The 17519-nt window shown below is 71.0% G+C and carries 16 protein-coding genes; 12 read left to right on the top strand and 4 right to left on the bottom strand.

The features are described from left to right. Positions 1–125: 125 nt before the first annotated feature. From egtA to ACIBVP_RS35085, 5 genes are all read left to right on the top strand, one after another. Complete coding sequence (egtA, locus tag ACIBVP_RS35105) at positions 126–1352, top strand: ergothioneine biosynthesis glutamate--cysteine ligase EgtA (protein ID WP_396110764.1); 1227 nt, start codon at positions 126–128, stop codon at positions 1350–1352. After that, positions 1349–2674 carry an ergothioneine biosynthesis protein EgtB gene (gene egtB / locus ACIBVP_RS35100; protein ID WP_396110763.1) on the top strand — a complete coding sequence of 442 codons (1326 nt, stop codon included), beginning with the start codon at positions 1349–1351 and terminating at the stop codon, positions 2672–2674. The genes egtA and egtB overlap by 4 nt, the downstream gene beginning before the upstream one ends. Positions 2675–2677: 3 nt before the next feature. Beyond that, the gene (egtC, locus tag ACIBVP_RS35095; RefSeq protein WP_396110762.1) at positions 2678–3424 is read left to right on the top strand and encodes an ergothioneine biosynthesis protein EgtC; all 747 of its coding nucleotides are present in this window, start codon (positions 2678–2680) and stop codon (positions 3422–3424) included. Next, a complete protein-coding gene (egtD, locus tag ACIBVP_RS35090; RefSeq protein WP_396110761.1) occupies positions 3421–4386 on the top strand; it encodes an L-histidine N(alpha)-methyltransferase in 966 nt (321 codons plus the stop codon). Before egtC ends, egtD begins: the two co-directional genes overlap by 4 nt. 210 nt (positions 4387–4596) lie before the next feature. Then, complete coding sequence (locus ACIBVP_RS35085) at positions 4597–5502, top strand: DNA-3-methyladenine glycosylase family protein (protein WP_396110760.1); 906 nt, start codon at positions 4597–4599, stop codon at positions 5500–5502. A 259-nt stretch (positions 5503–5761) separates the two neighbouring features. Here the strand turns inward: ACIBVP_RS35085 and ACIBVP_RS35080 are convergent, their stop codons facing one another. Next, positions 5762–8563: an aconitate hydratase gene (locus tag ACIBVP_RS35080; RefSeq protein ID WP_396110759.1), complete on the bottom strand. Its 2802-nt coding sequence runs from the start codon at positions 8561–8563 to the stop codon at positions 5762–5764. Between the two features lie 100 nt (positions 8564–8663). Here ACIBVP_RS35080 and ACIBVP_RS35075 point away from each other — a divergent pair, with 100 nt between their 5' ends. Both ACIBVP_RS35075 and ACIBVP_RS35070 read left to right on the top strand, forming a co-directional pair. After that, positions 8664–9029 (top strand): VOC family protein, encoded by a 366-nt coding sequence (locus ACIBVP_RS35075; RefSeq protein WP_396110758.1) that lies wholly within the window; start codon positions 8664–8666, stop codon positions 9027–9029. A gap of 5 nt (positions 9030–9034) precedes the next feature. Next, complete coding sequence (locus ACIBVP_RS35070) at positions 9035–9577, top strand: hypothetical protein (RefSeq protein WP_396110757.1); 543 nt, start codon at positions 9035–9037, stop codon at positions 9575–9577. 180 nt (positions 9578–9757) lie between these two features. Here ACIBVP_RS35070 and ACIBVP_RS35065 read toward each other — a convergent pair whose 3' ends face one another. Beyond that, on the bottom strand, positions 9758–11212 hold the full coding sequence (locus tag ACIBVP_RS35065) for a flagellar basal body protein FliL (RefSeq protein ID WP_396110756.1): 1455 nt from the start codon (positions 11210–11212) through the stop codon (positions 9758–9760). After that, complete coding sequence (locus ACIBVP_RS35060) at positions 11209–11697, bottom strand: hypothetical protein (protein ID WP_396110755.1); 489 nt, start codon at positions 11695–11697, stop codon at positions 11209–11211. The genes ACIBVP_RS35065 and ACIBVP_RS35060 overlap by 4 nt, the downstream gene beginning before the upstream one ends. Before the next feature lie 199 nt (positions 11698–11896). On the opposite strand from ACIBVP_RS35060, the gene ACIBVP_RS35055 reads away from it, so the two are divergent. Next, a complete protein-coding gene (locus ACIBVP_RS35055) occupies positions 11897–13198 on the top strand; it encodes an NlpC/P60 family protein (RefSeq protein WP_396110754.1) in 1302 nt (433 codons plus the stop codon). Between the two features lie 6 nt (positions 13199–13204). Here the strand turns inward: ACIBVP_RS35055 and ACIBVP_RS35050 are convergent, their stop codons facing one another. Beyond that, on the bottom strand, positions 13205–13543 hold the full coding sequence (locus ACIBVP_RS35050; RefSeq protein ID WP_396110753.1) for a TfoX/Sxy family protein: 339 nt from the start codon (positions 13541–13543) through the stop codon (positions 13205–13207). Positions 13544–13701: 158 nt separating this feature from the next. Here ACIBVP_RS35050 and ACIBVP_RS35045 point away from each other — a divergent pair, with 158 nt between their 5' ends. From ACIBVP_RS35045 to fabG, 4 genes are all read left to right on the top strand, one after another. Then, positions 13702–14772, top strand: coding sequence for an AAA family ATPase (locus ACIBVP_RS35045; protein WP_396110752.1), 1071 nt, complete (start codon positions 13702–13704; stop codon positions 14770–14772). A 57-nt stretch (positions 14773–14829) separates the two neighbouring features. Continuing rightward, a complete protein-coding gene (locus ACIBVP_RS35040; RefSeq protein WP_396110751.1) occupies positions 14830–15714 on the top strand; it encodes a DUF58 domain-containing protein in 885 nt (294 codons plus the stop codon). After that, positions 15714–16706, top strand: a complete 993-nt coding sequence (locus ACIBVP_RS35035) for a VWA domain-containing protein (RefSeq protein ID WP_396110750.1) — start codon at positions 15714–15716, stop codon at positions 16704–16706. The genes ACIBVP_RS35040 and ACIBVP_RS35035 overlap by 1 nt, the downstream gene beginning before the upstream one ends. 103 nt (positions 16707–16809) lie before the next feature. Then, complete coding sequence (fabG, locus tag ACIBVP_RS35030) at positions 16810–17514, top strand: 3-oxoacyl-ACP reductase FabG (protein ID WP_396110749.1); 705 nt, start codon at positions 16810–16812, stop codon at positions 17512–17514. The last annotated feature ends 5 nt before the right edge of the window (positions 17515–17519 follow it).

Raw genomic sequence — 17519 nt, 5'->3', positions numbered from 1 at the left:
TACGTCTTTCTGGGCGCCTGCGCGGCTTCTCCCGATTGTCCAGATCGTCGCGCACCCGCTCGCCGTTTCGCGGTCACGAAATTGTCGGTGGGCGCGTGTAGCGTCGATTGGCGGAGGTGATTGCTGTGACAGCGGTCCAAGATCCGCAGGTCACGGGGCCTGACCGGCGCCGCCTGCGGGATCGTGTCGAGGCGGAGGCCTACGTTGCCTCGGTCTGTTTCAAGCACGGCCCACCGAAGCTGCACGGGGTCGAACTCGAGTGGATCGTCCATCACGAGGAGAATCCCAGGCGGCCGCTGGACGCTCGTCGTCTGGCCGCCGCGCTCGGTCCGTACGCCCCACGCACCCTGACCCCCGACAGTCCTCAGGAATCTCTGCCGTCCGGCTCTCCGCTCACCGTCGAACCCGGCGGCCAGGTGGAGATCTCCGCCCTACCTCAACCATCACTCGCCGAGTTGTTCGCCGCGGTCCAGACGGATCTCGCGTTCCTCACCGAACTCCTCGACGACGCGGGCCTGGTCCTCGGCGACAAGGCAGTCGACCCGCACCGGTCGCCCGCGAGAATCCTCGACACCCCGCGCTACACCGCGATGGAACACGTCTTCCAGTCGATCGGGCCGCACGGGATCACCATGATGTGCTGCACCGCCGGTCTGCAGGTGTGCCTGGACGCCGGTGAGGCGGACACGGTCGCCGACCGGTGGGCGGCGGTGAGCGCGCTCGGCCCGGTGCTGGTCGCCGCGTTCGCGAACTCCCCGACGCTCGGTGGCAGCCCCACGGGCTGGGCATCGGCACGGATGCGCGCGGTGCTCGGCACCGACCCGGCCAGGTCGCTCCCGTCCGCGATCGTCGCGGACCCGGCCGCCGACTGGGCCCGCCGCGTGCTCGACACGCCCGTCCTCTGCGTGCGCGGGGAGGGCGCACGCTGGCACACGCCGGTCGGGCTCACGTTCGCCGACTGGGTGGCGGGTGGCTTACCCACGGCCCCCACCACCGACGACCTCGACTACCACCTGTCGACCCTCTTCCCACCCGTGCGCCCGCACGGGTACCTCGAGGTGCGTTATCTGGACGCGCAGCCGGGCAGCGGCTGGGTCACCCCGACGACGCTGCTCGCCGCGCTGATGTCGGACCGGCGCACGGTGGAGGCCGTGCTCGACGCCTGCCTGCCGGTGGGCGACCGGTGGCTGCCAGCCGCCCGCGACGGGCTCGCCGACCAGGCGATCGCCACCGCGGCGGCGACCGTGCTCGAGCTGGGTGCCGCCGCGGTGCCCGGCATGGGCCTGCCGTCCGACCTGACCACGGCGATCGTCGCCGACCTCGACCGTCTCATCGTGAGGAGCAAGGCATGACCGCGGCCGATATCGGCACCGAGGCGCTGCGCTCGCGCGTGGCCGCCGCGCTGACCCGCGCCCGTGAGCGCAGCGTGGCGCTGACCGACGCCGTCGACGACGACGACCTCACCCGGCAGCACTCCAAGCTGATGTCCCCGTTGGTGTGGGACCTCGCCCACATCGGCAACCAGGAGGAACTGTGGCTGGTCCGCGACGTGGGTGGTCGCGAACCGGTCCGCGAGGACATCGACAACTACTACGACGCGTTCCAGCACCCGCGTGCCGACCGTCCCTCCCTGCCGCTGCTCGGCCCCGCCGAGGCCCGCGAGTACGTGCGTGAGGTGCGGGACAAGGTGTTCGACGTGCTCGAACGCAGCCCGCTCGACGGGCGGCGGCTGGAGTCGAACGGCTTCGCGTTCGGCATGATCGTCCAGCACGAGCAGCAGCACGACGAGACCATGCTGGCCACGCACCAGCTGCGGACCGGCGCCCCGGTGCTGCACGCGCCCGCGCCACCGGCGGGTGCACCGTTACCCGCCGACGAGGTCCTGGTGCCCGCAGGGCCGTTCACCATGGGCACCTCCATCGAGGCGTGGGCGCTGGACAACGAACGTCCCGCGCACGACGTGCACGTCGACGCGTTCTTCGTCGACACCGCACCGGTGACCAACGCCCAGTACCTCGCGTTCATGTCGGCGGGCGGGTACGACGACCCGAGGTTCTGGTCCGAGGAGGGCTGGGCCCACCGGGTGAAGGCCGACCTGACCGCACCGAGGTTCTGGGTGCGCGACGGCGCGGGCTGGCTGCGGAACCGGTTCGGGCACATCGAGCCGATCCCGCAGGACGAGCCGGTCGTGCACGTCTGTTTCCACGAGGCGCAGGCGTACGCGACCTGGGCGGGCAAGCGGCTGCCGACCGAGCCGGAGTGGGAGAAGGCGGCCCGTTTCGACCCGGCCACCGGCCGGTCGCGCCGGTTCCCGTGGGGCGACGAGGACCCCGGTCCCGAACACGCCAACCTGGGGCAGCGGCACCTGTCGCCCGCGCCGGTCGGCGCGTACCCGGCCGGTGCCTCGCCGTTGGGCGTGCACCAGCTGGTCGGGGACGTGTGGGAGTGGGTCGACACCGACTTCCACGGCTACCCGGGGTTCGAGGCGTTCCCGTACCGGGAGTACTCGGAGGTGTTCTTCGGCAGCGACTACAAGATGCTGCGCGGCGGCTCCTTCGGCACCGACCCGGCCGCGTGCCGGGCGACGTTCCGCAACTGGGACTACCCGATCCGGCGGCAGATCTTCGCCGGGTTCCGGTGCGCCCGCGACGCGTCCCGCGAGGAGCTGGCCTGACCCGTGTGCAGGCACCTCGCTTACGTCGGCGAGCCCGTGCGGCTCGCCGACCTGCTGCTGACGCCGCGGCACTCGTTGCTGCGGCAGTCGTGGGCGCCGCGTGACATGCGCGGCGGCGGCACCGTCAACGCGGACGGGTACGGGATCGGCTGGTACACGGGCGATCCCGAACCCGTCCGGGTGCGCCGCCCGGCCGCCATGTGGACGGACGCGGCACTGCCCGGGCTGGCCGGTTCGATCACCTCGGGCGGGGTGCTCGCGGCGGTCCGCTCGGCCACGGTCGGCATGCCGGTGGTGGAGACCGCCTGTGCGCCGTTCACGAGCGGCCGGTGGTTGTTCAGCCACAACGGGCTGGTGCGTGGCTGGCCGTCGTCGGTCGCGGCGCTCGCGTCGCGGCTGCCGGTGACCGACCTGCTGCTCATGGACGCGCCGACCGACTCCGCGCTGTTGTGGACGCTGGTGCGGGCGCTGCTGTCGGCGGGTGTGGCGCCGGCGAAGGCGGTCGCGTCCGTGGTCACCGAGGTGGCCGAGGCGGCGCCCGGCTCGCGGCTGAACCTGTTGCTGACCGACGGCTCGACCATCGTCGGGACCGCGTGGACGCACGCGTTGTGGGTGCGTGCGCTGCCCGGCGCGGTCGTGGTCGCGTCCGAACCCCACGACGAGGAACCGGGCTGGCGCGAGGTACCCGACGGGCACCTCGTGACCGCCACGTCGTCCACTGTGGACATCACGAGACTGGGAGACCCATGACCGACCTGACCGTGCATCTGACGCAGACCGACATAGTCCGCGGTCTGCGGTCCGATGTGCTGACGGGCCTGGCGGCGACGCCGAAGACGTTGCCGCCCAAGTGGTTCTACGACGCGCGGGGAAGTGAGCTGTTCGAGGAGATCACCCGCCTCGAGGAGTACTACCCGACCCGGGCCGAACGGGAGGTGCTGGCCGACCGGGCCGGTGAGATCGCCGAACTGACCGGTGCGCGGACCCTGGTGGAGCTGGGGTCCGGCTCGTCGGAGAAGACCAGGCTGCTGCTGGACGCGTTGCGGGACGCCGGGACGCTGCGCGAGATCGTGGCACTGGACGTGTCGGACGCGGCACTGGACCAGTCGGTGGCGGTCCTGCGGGACGCGTACGCGCAGGCCGCCGTGCACGGGGTGGTGGGTGACTTCACCCAGCACCTGGCGCTGCTCCCGGGCAACGCGCCGCGCATGGTCGTGTTCCTCGGCGGCACGATCGGCAACCTCGTGCCCGCCGAGCGCGCGAAGTTCCTGTCCGCGCTGCGGGACAACCTGCGGGCGGGGGAGTGGCTGCTGCTCGGCACGGACCTCGTGAAGGACCGCGACACGCTCGTGCGGGCCTACGACGACGCGCGGGGCGTGACCGCGGAGTTCAACCGCAACGTGCTGCACGTGCTCAACCGCGAGCTGGGCGCCGACTTCGACGTCGCCGCGTTCGAGCACGTTGCCGTGTGGGACGAGCGGGAGGAGTGGATCGAGATGCGCCTGCGGGCCACCCGCGCGATGCGGGTGCGGATCCCGGCGGTGAACCTCGACGTCGACTTCGCGGACGGGGAGGAGATGCGCACGGAGGTGTCCGCGAAGTTCCGCCCCGAGCGAGTCGCGGCGGAACTCGCCGACGCCGGTTTCGCGCTGAGCGACTGGTGGACGGACAAGCTCGGCCGCTTCGGCGTCTCGTTGGCCAGGGCGGACTAGACACAACGGATCGGCCGATGGGTGTCCAGCCCATCGGCCGTTCCGTTGACCAGTGAAAACGCTGACAGTGGTGGCATGAGTGGTCCGAGAAGGACCCACCTCGGCCTCAACTGACCACGCTGTTTTTTTTTCCACACTTTCTCCGAGCCGATGTCCCATTCGCTCGGTTTCCGGCCGTTTTCTGTCGGTGCCCCGACGCATCCTGTCCCCATGACAACCATCGACCAGGTCACTTGGCTTGACGTTCCTGTTCAGGGGCAGTTCGACCTCATGGCGAGCGCCCGTTTCCTCGAGGGCTTCGCGCCCGCCGCCCGGGCCGACGCGGCGTCCCGCCCCGGCGAGCTGCGCCTCGCGTTCCCGGTGGCTCCGAGCTGGCGGCCCGTTGGCGTACTGGTGAAACAACCGATCCCGCAGGGCCCGGTGCGCATGGCCGTCCAGGGGCATCCGTCCGATGTGGACGCCGCGGTGGTGGCCGCGCGGCGCATCCTGTCCGTGGACATCGACGGCACGACGTTCCCGGCCGTCGGCGCGCGGGACCCGGTGGTGGCGGAGCTGCAGGCCCGGTACCCGGGGCTGCGCCCGGTGGCGTTCCACTCCCCGTACGAGGCCGCGTGTTTCGCCGTCATCGGCCACCGGATCCGGATGACCCAGGCGGCGACCATCAAACGCAACCTGGCCGTGGAGCTGGGGGTGCCCGTCGACGTGCACGGGGTGGTGCTGCCGACCTTCCCGTCCCCGGCGGTCCTGCGCGCACTGCCGCGGGTGCCGATGGTGAGCGAGGTGAAGAGCGACCGCATGAAGGCGATCGCGCAGGCAGCGGAGGCGGGTGGCCTGGACGCGGAGGAACTCCGGGCCATGTCGGTGGCGGAAGCCCTGGCGCGCCTGAAGACGTTGCCGGGCATCGGTGACTTCTCGGCGGAGCTGGTGCTGCTGCGCGGAGCGGCCCACCCGGACGGCTTCCCGGAGGCGGAAACGCGCCTGCACGATGAGATGCGTCGCCTGTACCGGGCGACGACGAAGGCGGAGCTGCGCGAGGTGGCGGACGAGTGGCGTCCTTTCCGGACCTGGGTGTCACTGCTGCTGCGGGTGCACAGGGAGGAGCGTACGGGCACCTGATTCCGGCGGTGGTTCCTGTGTTGTGCTGTCTGCCTTGATCGTTTTCCCGTTGCGGGGTGGTGTCCTCTCCGGACGGGCTGATCTCGGGGAGGGCAGGAAGGCCGTCCTTGTGGGCTGGCGCCCGGCTTGTGCACGGGGCTGGGGCCCGCTTCGCGGGCGGTGCAATGCCCTGAAGGACGCTTTCGGGACGTTGGCGCACCCTCCGAAATAGCACGGTGCCCGGCGACTCGGAAGTCGCCGGGCACCGGGAAGGGGATCGTCAGCTGTTGACCATCTTGCGCAGGACGTACTGCATGATGCCGCCGTTGCGGTAGTAGTCGGCCTCACCGGGGGTGTCGATGCGGACCACCGCGTCGAACTCCTTCGTCGAGCCGTCTTCCGCCTTCGCGGTCACCGCGACCGTGCGCGGGGTCTCGCCGTCGTTGAGCTTTGTCACGCCCTCGATGGAGAAGGTCTCCGTGCCGTCGAGGCCCAGCGACTCGGCGGACTCGCCCTGCGGGAACTGCAGGGGCAGCACGCCCATGCCGATCAGGTTCGAGCGGTGGATCCGCTCGAACGACTCCGCGATCACCGCGCGCACACCGAGGAGGGAGGTGCCCTTTGCCGCCCAGTCACGCGACGAACCCGAGCCGTACTCCTTGCCGGCCAGCACGACCAGCGGCACGCCCGCCTCCGCGTAGGTGACGGACGCGTCGTAGATCGTCGTCTGCTCGCCGCCCGCGAGGAAGTTGCGGGTGAAGCCGCCCTGGACGTCGTTCAGGAGCAGGTTGCGGAGGCGGATGTTGGCGAACGTGCCGCGGATCATCACCTCGTGGTTGCCGCGACGGGAACCGTACGAGTTGAAGTCCTTGCGTGCCACGCCGTGCTCGGTCAGGTACTTGCCCGCGGGCGAGTCCTGCTTGATGGCACCGGCGGGGGAGATGTGGTCGGTCGTCACCGAGTCACCCAGCAGCGCCAGGACGCGGGCGTCCGCGATGTCGGTGACCGGGGCCGGGCTCAGTTCCATGCCCTCGAAGTACGGGGGCTTGCGGACGTAGGTCGACTCGGCGTCCCACTCGAAGGTGTTGCCGGACGGGGTGGGCAGCGAACGCCAGCGCTCGTCGCCGGCGAACACGTCCGCGTAGTCGTTCGCGAACATCTCCGAGGAGATCGCCGACGCGACCACGTCCTGGATCTCCTGCGGGCTCGGCCAGATGTCCGACAGGTACACGGGCTGACCGTCGGTGCCGGTGCCCAACGGCTCGGTGGTGATGTCCTTGTCCATCGAACCGGCGAGGGCGTACGCCACCACCAGCGGCGGGGACGCGAGGTAGTTCATCTTGATGTCCGGGTTGATCCGGCCCTCGAAGTTGCGGTTGCCGGACAGCACGGACACGACCGCGAGGTCGGCCTCGTTGACCGCCGCCGAGATCTCCTCCTGCAGCGGGCCCGAGTTGCCGATGCACGTGGTGCAGCCGTAGCCGACCAGGTGGAAGCCCAGCTTCTCCAGGTACGGCAGCAGCCCGGCCCGCTCGTAGTAGTCCATGACGACCTTCGAGCCCGGCGCCAGCGTCGTCTTCACCCACGGCTTGCGGGACAGGCCCTTCTCGACGGCCTTCTTCGCGAGCAGGGCGGCGCCGATCATCACCGACGGGTTGGACGTGTTGGTGCAGGACGTGATCGCGGCGATCGCGACCGCGCCGTGGTCCACTTCGAACTCGGCGCCGTCGAGGGTGACCTTGGTCGGCTTGCTCGGGCGGCCCGCCGCGCCCTCGGCCGCGGTGTGGTGCACCGGCTTGCCCTCACCGTTGCCGCTGCCCGAGTACGCGGGCGCGTCCGAGGCGGGGAAGGACTCCTCGACCGACTCGTCCACCGGGGAGTGCGGGGCGTCGTCGGTGTAGTTGGTCAGCGCGGAGCGGAACGCGGGCTTCGCGTCGGACAGGGCGATGCGGTCCTGCGGGCGCTTCGGGCCCGCGATCGACGGGACGACCGTCGACAGGTCCAGCGACAGCGTCTCGGAGTAGGCGGGCTCGGCGGACGGGTCGTGCCAGAGGCCCTGCTCCTTGGCGTAGGCCTCGACCAGCGCGACCTGCTCGGCGGAGCGACCGGTGAACTTCAGGTACTCGACCGTCTCGCCGTCGATCGGGAAGATCGCGCAGGTGGAGCCGAACTCGGGGCTCATGTTGCCGATCGTGGCGCGGTTCGCGAGCGGCACGGCCGACACGCCCTCGCCGTAGAACTCGACGAACTTGCCGACCACGCCGTGCTCGCGCAGCATCTCGGTGATCGTCAGCACCAGGTCGGTCGCGGTGGCGCCCGGGGGCAGCTCACCGTCGAGCTTGAAGCCGACGACGCGCGGGATGAGCATCGACACCGGCTGGCCCAGCATCGCGGCCTCGGCCTCGATGCCGCCGACGCCCCAGCCCAGCACGCCGAGGCCGTTGACCATGGTGGTGTGGCTGTCGGTGCCGACCAGCGTGTCCGGGTAGGCCTGCCCGCCGCGGGTCATCACCACGCGCGCCAGGTGCTCGATGTTGACCTGGTGCACGATGCCGGTGCCCGGCGGGACGACCTTGAACTCGTCGAACGCGCTCTGGCCCCAGCGCAGGAACTGGTAGCGCTCCTTGTTGCGCTCGTACTCGAGGTCGACGTTGCGCTCGAACGCGTCCGGGCGGCCGAAGATGTCGGCGATCACGGAGTGGTCGATCACCAGCTCGGCCGGTGCGAGCGGGTTGACCTTGGCCGGGTCGCCGCTCAGTGCGGTGACCGCCTCGCGCATGGTGGCGAGGTCCACGACGCACGGCACGCCGGTGAAGTCCTGCATGACCACGCGGCCCGGCGTGAACTGGATCTCCGTCGACGGCTCGGCGGCCGGGTCCCAGTTCGCGAGCGCGTTGACGTGGTCGGCGGTGGTGTTCGCGCCGTCCTCGGTGCGCAGCAGGTTCTCGAGCAGGATCTTCAGGCTGTAGGGGAGGCGCTCGGAGCCGGCGACGGCATCGAGCCGGAACACCTCGTGCGAGGCATCGCCGACGGTCAGCGATTGGCGGGCGCCGAAGGTGTCCTTGCTTGCTGGTGCGGTCACGTCCAACTCCATTGGCCTGTGGTGTGCGGTTCGGGAACGACCTCTCTCGTGTCAAACAGTACGCTTGTCCTGTATTCGACGCCAAGGGAGGGTCGCCACCATGCTGCACCACGTACAGATCGCCGCACCTGTCGGCAGTGAAGATCGCCTCAGGGAGTTCTACGGCGGTGTGCTGGGCTGGTCCGAGCTGCCGAAACCACCTCTGCTGGCGGCCCGGGGCGGCTGCTGGTTCCAGGTCCCCGGCCACGGCGGCCCGGACGCGGAACTCCACGTGGGCATCGAGGACGACTTCCGCCCCGCGAAGAAGGCGCACCCGGCCTTCGTGGTGGACGTCGACGCCACGGCCGCCGCGATCACGGCCGCGGGCCACGAGATCCGCTGGGCCGACCCCGCCGAGATCCCCGGCCGCCGCCGCTTCCACGCGAACGACCCCGTCGGCAACCGCCTGGAGTTCCTGGAGGGTTGACGCCTGTGGGCGAATGGTTCCAGACCATCGCGGACGTCGACGCGACGCCGGACGAGGCGGCAGGGCTCGCGGACGAGGTCGTCGCGTGGCTCGTCGCGGAGGGGATCGTCCTCGGCGGGCGGACGCACTGCCTGCTCGGCGCCGAGGACCTCGGCTACCCGCCGGGCCCGCGATGCGCGCGAGCCGCGGACGACGTTGACGTCCCGTTCCCCGTCGGGGACGGTCTCGACGTGAGGATCGGGCGGACGGTGTTCCATGGCGGGCAGTCCGGCGTCGACCGCGTTTCGTGCCCGCACTGCGGGGCCTCCGCCGAGTGGGACGAGGTGTCCGACACGATCGGCACCTGGTTCGAGAGCGGCGTCGGCGGGCACTCGTGCCGGGCCTGTGGGCGAACTGCCGGGCTGAACGACTGGGGCTGGGACCCGCCATGGGCGTTCGGGTACCTCGGCTTCACGTTCTGGAACTGGCCGCCTCTGGGCAGCGGGTTCGTCGCCGACGTCGCCAGCCGCCTCGGCCATCGCGTGGTCGTCGTCGCGGACAAGCTCTGAGCGCTGTCGGCCATGGCGCGCCTTGCGGCGGCCTCCGGCCCCCCGACATCCAGCCTAGCCGCCACCACGGACAAAACCGGTCCGTCCGTCCACAGGCGCGCGTGCCGGGAACGCCCGGGACGCGGAACGGCCCGGCACCCCCCGAGAGAGGAGTGCCGGGCCGTTCCGGAGTGAGAGACCTCAGCCCATCGAGACGAGCGCGAGCACGTCCTCCGGGGTCAGGTCGGACAGGGCGGTCAGGCCCAGCTCGCTGTACGTGCGCAGCGGACTGACGTACCACTTGCCCTCGTACTCGGTGGCGACCACGCCCGTGTTCTTGAGCATGCCGGACGCCAGGTTGGCGAGCGCCTGCTGGACGTCGGCCGGCATGTCGCTGTCGCCCATCTCGGCGGCCACGTCCTCGGCGCAGAACCGCTGCTGCTCGCCCTGGGCCTCGGCGGCGTAGCAGTCGCCGTCCTTGGTGACGCGGAACGTCTCGCCCTCGGCCTTGACCTCGACCTCCTTCAGCATGACCCGCATGCCGCCGGTCTCGGCGTCGGTGGCCTCGACGTCGAGGTTGACGACCTCCACGGGCGCCGGGGGCGGGCTGCCCGCCGCCTCGACCAGGACCGGGCCCGCGTCGTGCAGGGCGCCCATCTCGTCCGGCGGCAGCAGCTCGATGACGCGCTCGACGTCGGCGTTGATCGAGGCCTGCACCATCTCCTTGACGGCGTCCTCCGCGGAACCGGCGCCGTTGTTCGCGATCGGCTCCGACGGCCACTCCTCGCCCGCGTCGAGCAGGGCGTAGTCGGCGACCGAGTAGAAGAGGCTCGGGTACCACTTGTCGTCGACCTTGACGGTCGCGATGCGGATCGGCTCGCCGGTCTCCTTGACGACCTCGGCGATGTCCACCTTCTCGTTCGTCGGCTCGGTGCTGACCATGCCGTCCGGGAACGCCGCGTCCATGAACTCCTCGGTGAGCGGCAGCTCGTTGATGTCCGAACGGACCGCCACGGTGCCGCCGATGAGCTTGGTGATGGTCAGGTGGTCGTTGACCTTCTCCGCGCCCTTCTCGTCGTACTTGAGGTTCGTCGCCTCGACCGCCGCGCCGTGCAGCTTGTTCGGGTCGGCGTCCTCCTTGTAGACCTTCAGCTCCTTGAGGCGCTGGGTGGTCTTGGCGTTGAAGTCGACGAGCAGCGCGGACTCGGCGGGCGTCAGGCTCTCCAGCACGCCGAGCACGTCACCCTGGCTGAGGCTGTTGACCAGGTTGGTCGCCGCCTGCGTCGGGTTGTCCTGACCGGCCTGGTCGCTGCTGCTGCGGTTCAGCACGAAGATCGTCGCGGCGACGCCGAGCGCGACCACGACCACCGCGGCGACCGCGCCGATGATGGGGCCCTTGCCGCGCTTCTTCGGCGGCTGGCCGCCGAGACCGCCGTAGTTGGGCTGCCCGTACTGCGGCTGCTGGAAGCCCTGCGGCCCGGTCTGGGGGTAACCCTGCTGCGGGTAGCCCTGCGTCGGCTGCGGCCCGGTCTGCGGGTAGCCCTGCTGCTGCGGGTAACCGGGCTGCTGGCCGTAACCCGGCTGCTGGTAGCCCCCCGGGTTCTGCTGGTTCGGATCGTTCGGCTGCCACTGGCCGCCAGAACCTGGATAGGTCACGGTTCCCCTCCTGCGTCTTCGGTCGCGCGACTGCGTCGGCCAGCGAAGATGCCGACGACCCCGACCAGTGTCAGTACAGACCCGATCAACGTCGTCACCGGGCCGGTGCTCGAGATACCGAGGTGGACTTCCTCGCCACCGCTTACGACGGTGGCGGACCCCGCCACGGTTCCGCTGATTATCGCCACAACGCCGGAAAGTGTTGCGGCCGACCGGCGGAAACCCAGCGCGTACACGACGACGCAGACGGTGATCACCGGGATCAGCAGCGTCCACGTGTCGAGAACCAGCGCGAGCGGGCTCCCGTCGAGGACGTTGATCGTGCGGATGAGCGCGATCGACTGGTAGCTGTCCCGCAGCACGTCCCCCGACCGCACCCACGGCAGAAACGTGCCGACCCCCACCGCCGCCAGGCCGGCCACGGCCACCGCGGCGGCGGCGAACGCGACGGGCGTGTGCGGGCGGCCCCCGGACGTCGTCAGCACGGCCGCCATGGTGTCAGCCCTCGTCGCGGCCCGCCCGGACAACCCTCCGTGACACTCAGGGTGTGTCTGACGTGTCCACAGGGGTGAAAGTTGCGCAGGTTGTCCCTGTTTCTGGTGTTGCGACTGGTGCGAAACGTGTCCAAAGTGGCACAGTGAGGCCGCTGTCCCCGCAGTTCAGGGGAGCGCGAGGGAGGGACGAGTGGTGAGCGGAGGAGTCGGTACCGGGCTTCGGATCATCGCGGCGTCGCTGTTGCTCGTCGTGAGCATGGGCGCGGGCACGGCGGTCGCCGTGCCGCCACCGCCGCCGAACCCGAGCGACTCGGAGCTGGGCGCCAGCAAGGCCGACGCCAGGGCCAAGGCGACGAAGGTCGGGCAGCTCACCAACCAGGTCGCGCAGGCCGAGGCCCAGCTCGCGCAGCTGCAGGCCCAGGTCGAGCTGAAGATGGAGGACGCCAACCGCGCGCTCGTCGACCTGCGGACCGCCCAGGACGAGGCCGCGAAAGCCAAGGCCGACGCGGACGCCGCGAAGATCGCCGCGCAGACCGCGTCCGCCGACGTGGACAACGCGCGCACGCAGTTGGACGAGTTCGCCGCCGGCAGCTACAAGCAGGGCTCGACCGTCGGTTCGATGTCGGCGTTCATCGGCTCGAAGAGCCCCGACGACCTGCTCAACCGCGCGCACCTGCTCGCGGCGGTCGGCGAGAGCCGGCTCGACGCCCTGGACATGATGGAGACGGCCAGGACCGACAAGGCCAACAAGGACTCCGCCGCCCGTGCGGCACTCGACCTCGCCAACCAGAAGCAGGCCGCGGCCAGCGCGGCCAAGCAGGCGGCCGACGCGGCGACGGCGGCCGCCGTGACGGCCAGGACCGACCAGGCCGCGGCCGCGTCGCGGATCGAGGCGCGCAAGGACGCCGCGGAGTCACAGCTCGCCGCGGCACAGGCCAACGCGACTGGCCTCGCCAGCCAGCGGCAGCGCTACAACGCCTGGCTCGCCGCCAAGCAGGCTGAGGAGGCCGCGCAGTCCCGCCCGTCCGGCGGCGGTGGTGGCGGCGGGGAGGTGGCCCTGCCGCCGTCGTCCGGCGGCGTGCGCACCGTGATCAACCGCGCGATGTCGCAGCTCGGCGTTCAGTACGCCTGGGGCGGCGGCAACGCGTACGGCCCGACCAGGGGCATCCGCGACGGCGGCGTGGCCGACGCGTTCGGCGACTACAACAAGGTCGGCTTCGACTGCTCCGGCCTGATGATCTACGCGTTCGCCGGGGTCGGGATCCGGCTGCCGCACTACAGCGGCTACCAGGCGCACGCGGGAAGACAGGTGCCGCTGTCCCAGAAGCGGCCAGGCGACATGCTGTTCTGGGCGACGGGCGGGCGCATCCACCACGTCGCCCTGTACATCGGCGACGGCCGGATGATCGAGGCCCCGTACTCGGGCTCCCGCGTCCGGATCGCACCCGTTCGCTACGGCGGCATCGTCGGCTACGCGACCCGGTTGCTCTGACGCCGGTCAGCGGCCGCGTTTGACCGGCAGGGAGCGGGCGTAGGCGACGCCGCGGCCCACCCACTCCGCGACCCAGCCGTCGTCGTCGGCCGTGGCGGCCACGTGCAGCCAGCCGCGGCGCGGTTGCCCCGCCATCACCATCGGCTCGACGCGGTCGTCGGCGGTCAGGTCCTCGGTGTCGGCCGGGGGCACGCGGACCAGCAGGCCGCCCCTGTTGCTCGCCGCCACGGACAGGTTGCCGTTGATCAGGAACGCGAGGCCGCCGAACATGCGGCGCTCGTCGAGGCCGGGCTCGGTCGCGACCAGCTCGCGGACCCGGTCGGCCAGGTCGGTGTCGTACGCCATGGCCGGGAGTATGCGCCCGGCCACCGACAATTCTGGAGCGGCACTGGGTCGGGACCAACACTTTTAATTCCGGGGAGGCGGACTAGCTCACAGCCGTCATACCGCTCGTCCGGTTGCCTGGTAGCCGGAGAAGTACAGCTTCACGAGGAGGTTGGTCAGTGACCGAGCCGGCGGAGTCGGTGAACGGATCGGCGGGCGAGGCGCCCGCCAGCACCCCGGCACGGGACGCACAGCTGCTCGAACGCACGGTGTTCGAGGTCAAGCGGGTGATCGTGGGGCAGGACCGGCTGGTCGAACGCATGCTCGTCGGCCTGCTGTCCAAGGGGCACCTGCTCCTCGAAGGTGTGCCCGGCGTCGCGAAGACGCTCGCCGTGGAGACCTTCGCGAAGGTCGTCGGCGGGTCGTTCACCCGCGTCCAGTTCACCCCCGACCTCGTGCCCGCCGACATCCTCGGCACCCGGATCTACCGGCAGGGCAGCGAGAAGTTCGACGTGGAGCTGGGCCCGGTGGTCGCGAACTTCGTGCTCGCCGACGAGATCAACCGCGCGCCCGCGAAGGTGCAGTCGGCGATGCTCGAGGTGATGGCCGAGCGGCACGTGTCGATCGGCGGCCAGACCTTCCCGATGCCTGACCCCTTCCTCGTGCTGGCGACGCAGAACCCGATCGAGAACGAGGGCGTCTACCCGCTGCCGGAGGCCCAGCGCGACCGGTTCCTCTTCAAGATCATCGTCGACTACCCGACGGCCGAGGAGGAGCGCGAGATCGTCTACCGGATGGGTGTGACCCCGCCGGAGCCGCAGCAGGTGCTGACCCCCGCCGAGCTGGTCCGCCTCCAGGACGTGGCGGCGCGGGTCTTCGTCCACCACGCGCTCGTCGACTACACCGTCCGCGTCGTCCTCGCGACCCGCACCCCGGCCGAGCACGGCCTGGCCGACGTCGCGGGCTGGGTGGCCTACGGCGCCTCGCCGCGCGCCAGTCTCGGCATCGTCGCCGCCTCCCGCGCGCTCGCGCTGATCCGCGGCCGTGACTACGTGCTCCCGCAGGACGTCGTGGACGTGGTGCCGGACGTGCTGCGCCACCGGTTGGTCCTCTCCTACGACGCGCTCGCCGACGGCGTGCCGGTCGACCACATCGTGTCCCGCGTGCTGCAGACCGTGCCGCTGCCGCAGGTCTCGGCCCGCCCGCAGTCGGGTGGGGTGCAGCCGCCGCCCGTGGGGGTGGGTCGCTAGTTGTCCAGGGAGAAGGAGCGGCCGAGCTGGGCACCGCCGATCCTGCAAGGGGATCGGATGGAGCACGGACTGCGGTTGCTCGAACTGGACGTGCGCCGCAGGCTCGACGGGTTGCTCCAGGGCAACCACCTCGGGCTCGTGCCGGGGCCGGGATCCGAGCCGGGTGAGGCCCGGGTCTACCAGCCCGGCGACGACGTGCGCCGCATGGACTGGGCCGTCACCGCACGCACCACCGAGCCGCACATCCGCGAGACCGTCGCCGACCGCGAGCTGGAGACGTGGGTGGTCGCCGACCTGTCCGCGAGCCTCGACTTCGGCACGGCCGCGTGCGAGAAGCGGGACCTGGTGGTCGCCGCGACCGCGGCGATCGCGCACCTGACCGGCGGGGGCGGCAACCGGATCGGCGCGATCATCGCCACCGGTGAGCGGACCGCCCGGGTGCCTGCCCGCGGCGGGCTCGCGCACGCCCGCGGGCTGGTCCGCAAGCTCGCCGAGACGCCGCGCGCACCCGAGGGCACCCGTGGTGACCTGCGGGACGCGCTCGAACAGCTGCGCCGCCCGCCACGCCGACGCGGGCTCGCGGTGGTGATCTCGGACTTCCTCGGCGACATCGACTGGCAGCGGCCGCTGCGTGGCCTGTCCACCCGGCACGAGCTGATCGCGATCGAGGTGCTCGACCCGCGTGACGTCGACCTGCCCGAGGTGGGCACGGTCGTGCTCTCCGACCCGGAGTCGGGCCGCCAGCGCGAGGTGCACGCCTCGGCGCTGCTGCGCCGCGAGTTCGCCGCCGCGGCCGCCGAGCACCGGGCGCGGGTCGCCGCCGCGATCCGCGGCGCGGGCGCCGGGCACCTGGTGCTGCGCACCGACTCGGACTGGATCGCCGACACCGTACGTTTCGTCGTCGCCCGCAAGCGGCGCTGGTCGGGGGGAGGGGTGGCCTGATGTTCGGCCTCAGCTTCGGCGGGTTCACCGCGCCCTGGTGGTTCCTGCTGCTGATCGTGGTGGCCGCGATCGTCGCCGGGTACGTGATCGTCCAGCGGATGCGCCGCAAGCGCACCATGCGGTTCACCAACCTGGAGCTGCTGGAGAAGGTCGCGCCGAAGCGGCAGAGCTGGATCCGGCACCTCCCGCCCGTGGTGCTGGTGATCTCGCTGATGCTGCTGACGACGGCGATGGCCGGCCCGACCGACACGCAGCGGGTGCCGCGCAACCGCGCGACCGTGATGCTCGTGATCGACGTGTCGCTGTCCATGGAGGCCACGGACGTGCGCCCGACCCGGCTGCGTGCCGCCCAGGACGCCGCCAAGGACTTCGCGGAGGGGCTCACCCCCGGCATCAACCTCGGCCTGATCTCGTTCGCGGGCACCGCGAGCGTGATGGTGTCGCCGACGACCGAACGCGCGAGCGTCGTCCAGGCCATCGACAACCTCAAGCTCGCCGAGTCCACCGCGACCGGTGAGGCGATCTTCGCCGCGTTGCAGTCGATCGACGGCTTCGCGCAGATCGTGGGTGGCGCGCAGGGCGCGCCACCGGCCCGCATCGTGCTGATGACCGACGGGAAGCAGACGGTGCCGACCGACGACGGCGACGACCCGAGAGGCGCGTTCACCGCGGCGCGAGCCGCCAAGGACCAGAAGATCCCCGTGTCGACGATCTCGTTCGGCACGACGGACGGCGAGGTCACGATCGACGGCAAGAGCCAGCCGGTGCCGGTGGACGACGAGTCGATGAAGGAGATCGCGGAGCTGTCCGGCGGCGAGTTCTACCGGGCGGCGACCGCCGACCAGTTGCACCGGGTGTACGACACGCTCGGTGAGCAGATCGGGTACGAGACCAAGAACGCGGACGCGAGCAAGCCGTGGCTGATGCTCGGCACCCTTGCCGCACTGCTGGCCGCGGGCAGTGCCCTGTTCATCGGGCAGCGCCTGCCATGAGGGTGTTCTCGCTGACATCCGGGTGGAGTCCGCGAGAATCTCTCAGGAACGGGCGGATAGCCTTGCGTGTGGTCATGGCGGTTGTTCGCGCGAGGAGTTCACGGTGAGCCGTTCAGTACTGATAACGGGGGGTAACCGAGGGATTGGCCTGGCCATCGCCAGGGCGTTCGCCGCACAGGGGGACAACGTCGCGGTGACCTACCGCGGCAAGCCGCCGCCGGAGGACCTGTTCGGTGTGCGCTGCGACGTCACCGACACCGAGCAGGTGGACGCCGCCTTCAAGGAGATCGAGGAGAAGCAGGGCCCGGTCGAGGTGCTGGTCGCGAACGCGGGCATCACCGACGACACGCTGCTCATGCGGATGACCGAGGAGCAGTTCACCCGTGTCCTCGACGCCAACCTGACCGGCGCCTTCCGCGTCGCGAAGCGCGCGACGCGCGCGATGCTCAAGGCCCGCTGGGGCCGGATGATCTTCATCTCGTCGGTGGTCGGGATGGCGGGCGGCCCCGGCCAGGTGAACTACGCGGCCAGCAAGGCCGGCCTGATCGGCGTGGCCCGCTCGATCACCCGCGAGCTGGGCGGCCGCAACATCACCGCCAACGTGGTCACGCCGGGCTTCATCGCCACCGACATGACCGACGCGGTGTCCGACGAGCGCAAGCAGACGATCCTCGCGAGCGTCCCCGCGGGCCGCTACGGGCAGCCCGACGAGGTCGCCGCGGCCGTCACCTTCCTCGCCTCCGACGCCGCCGCGTACATCAGCGGCGCGGTCGTGCCGGTCGACGGTGGCCTGGGAATGGGGCACTGACAGAC

Origin of the sequence: Actinophytocola sp. NPDC049390, from assembly GCF_044466355.1 — a bacterium.
Classification (GTDB): Bacteria; Actinomycetota; Actinomycetes; order Mycobacteriales; family Pseudonocardiaceae; genus Actinophytocola.
Note: the sequence above shows the minus strand (reverse complement) of the source record. Positions and strands in the feature narration are given on the sequence as shown.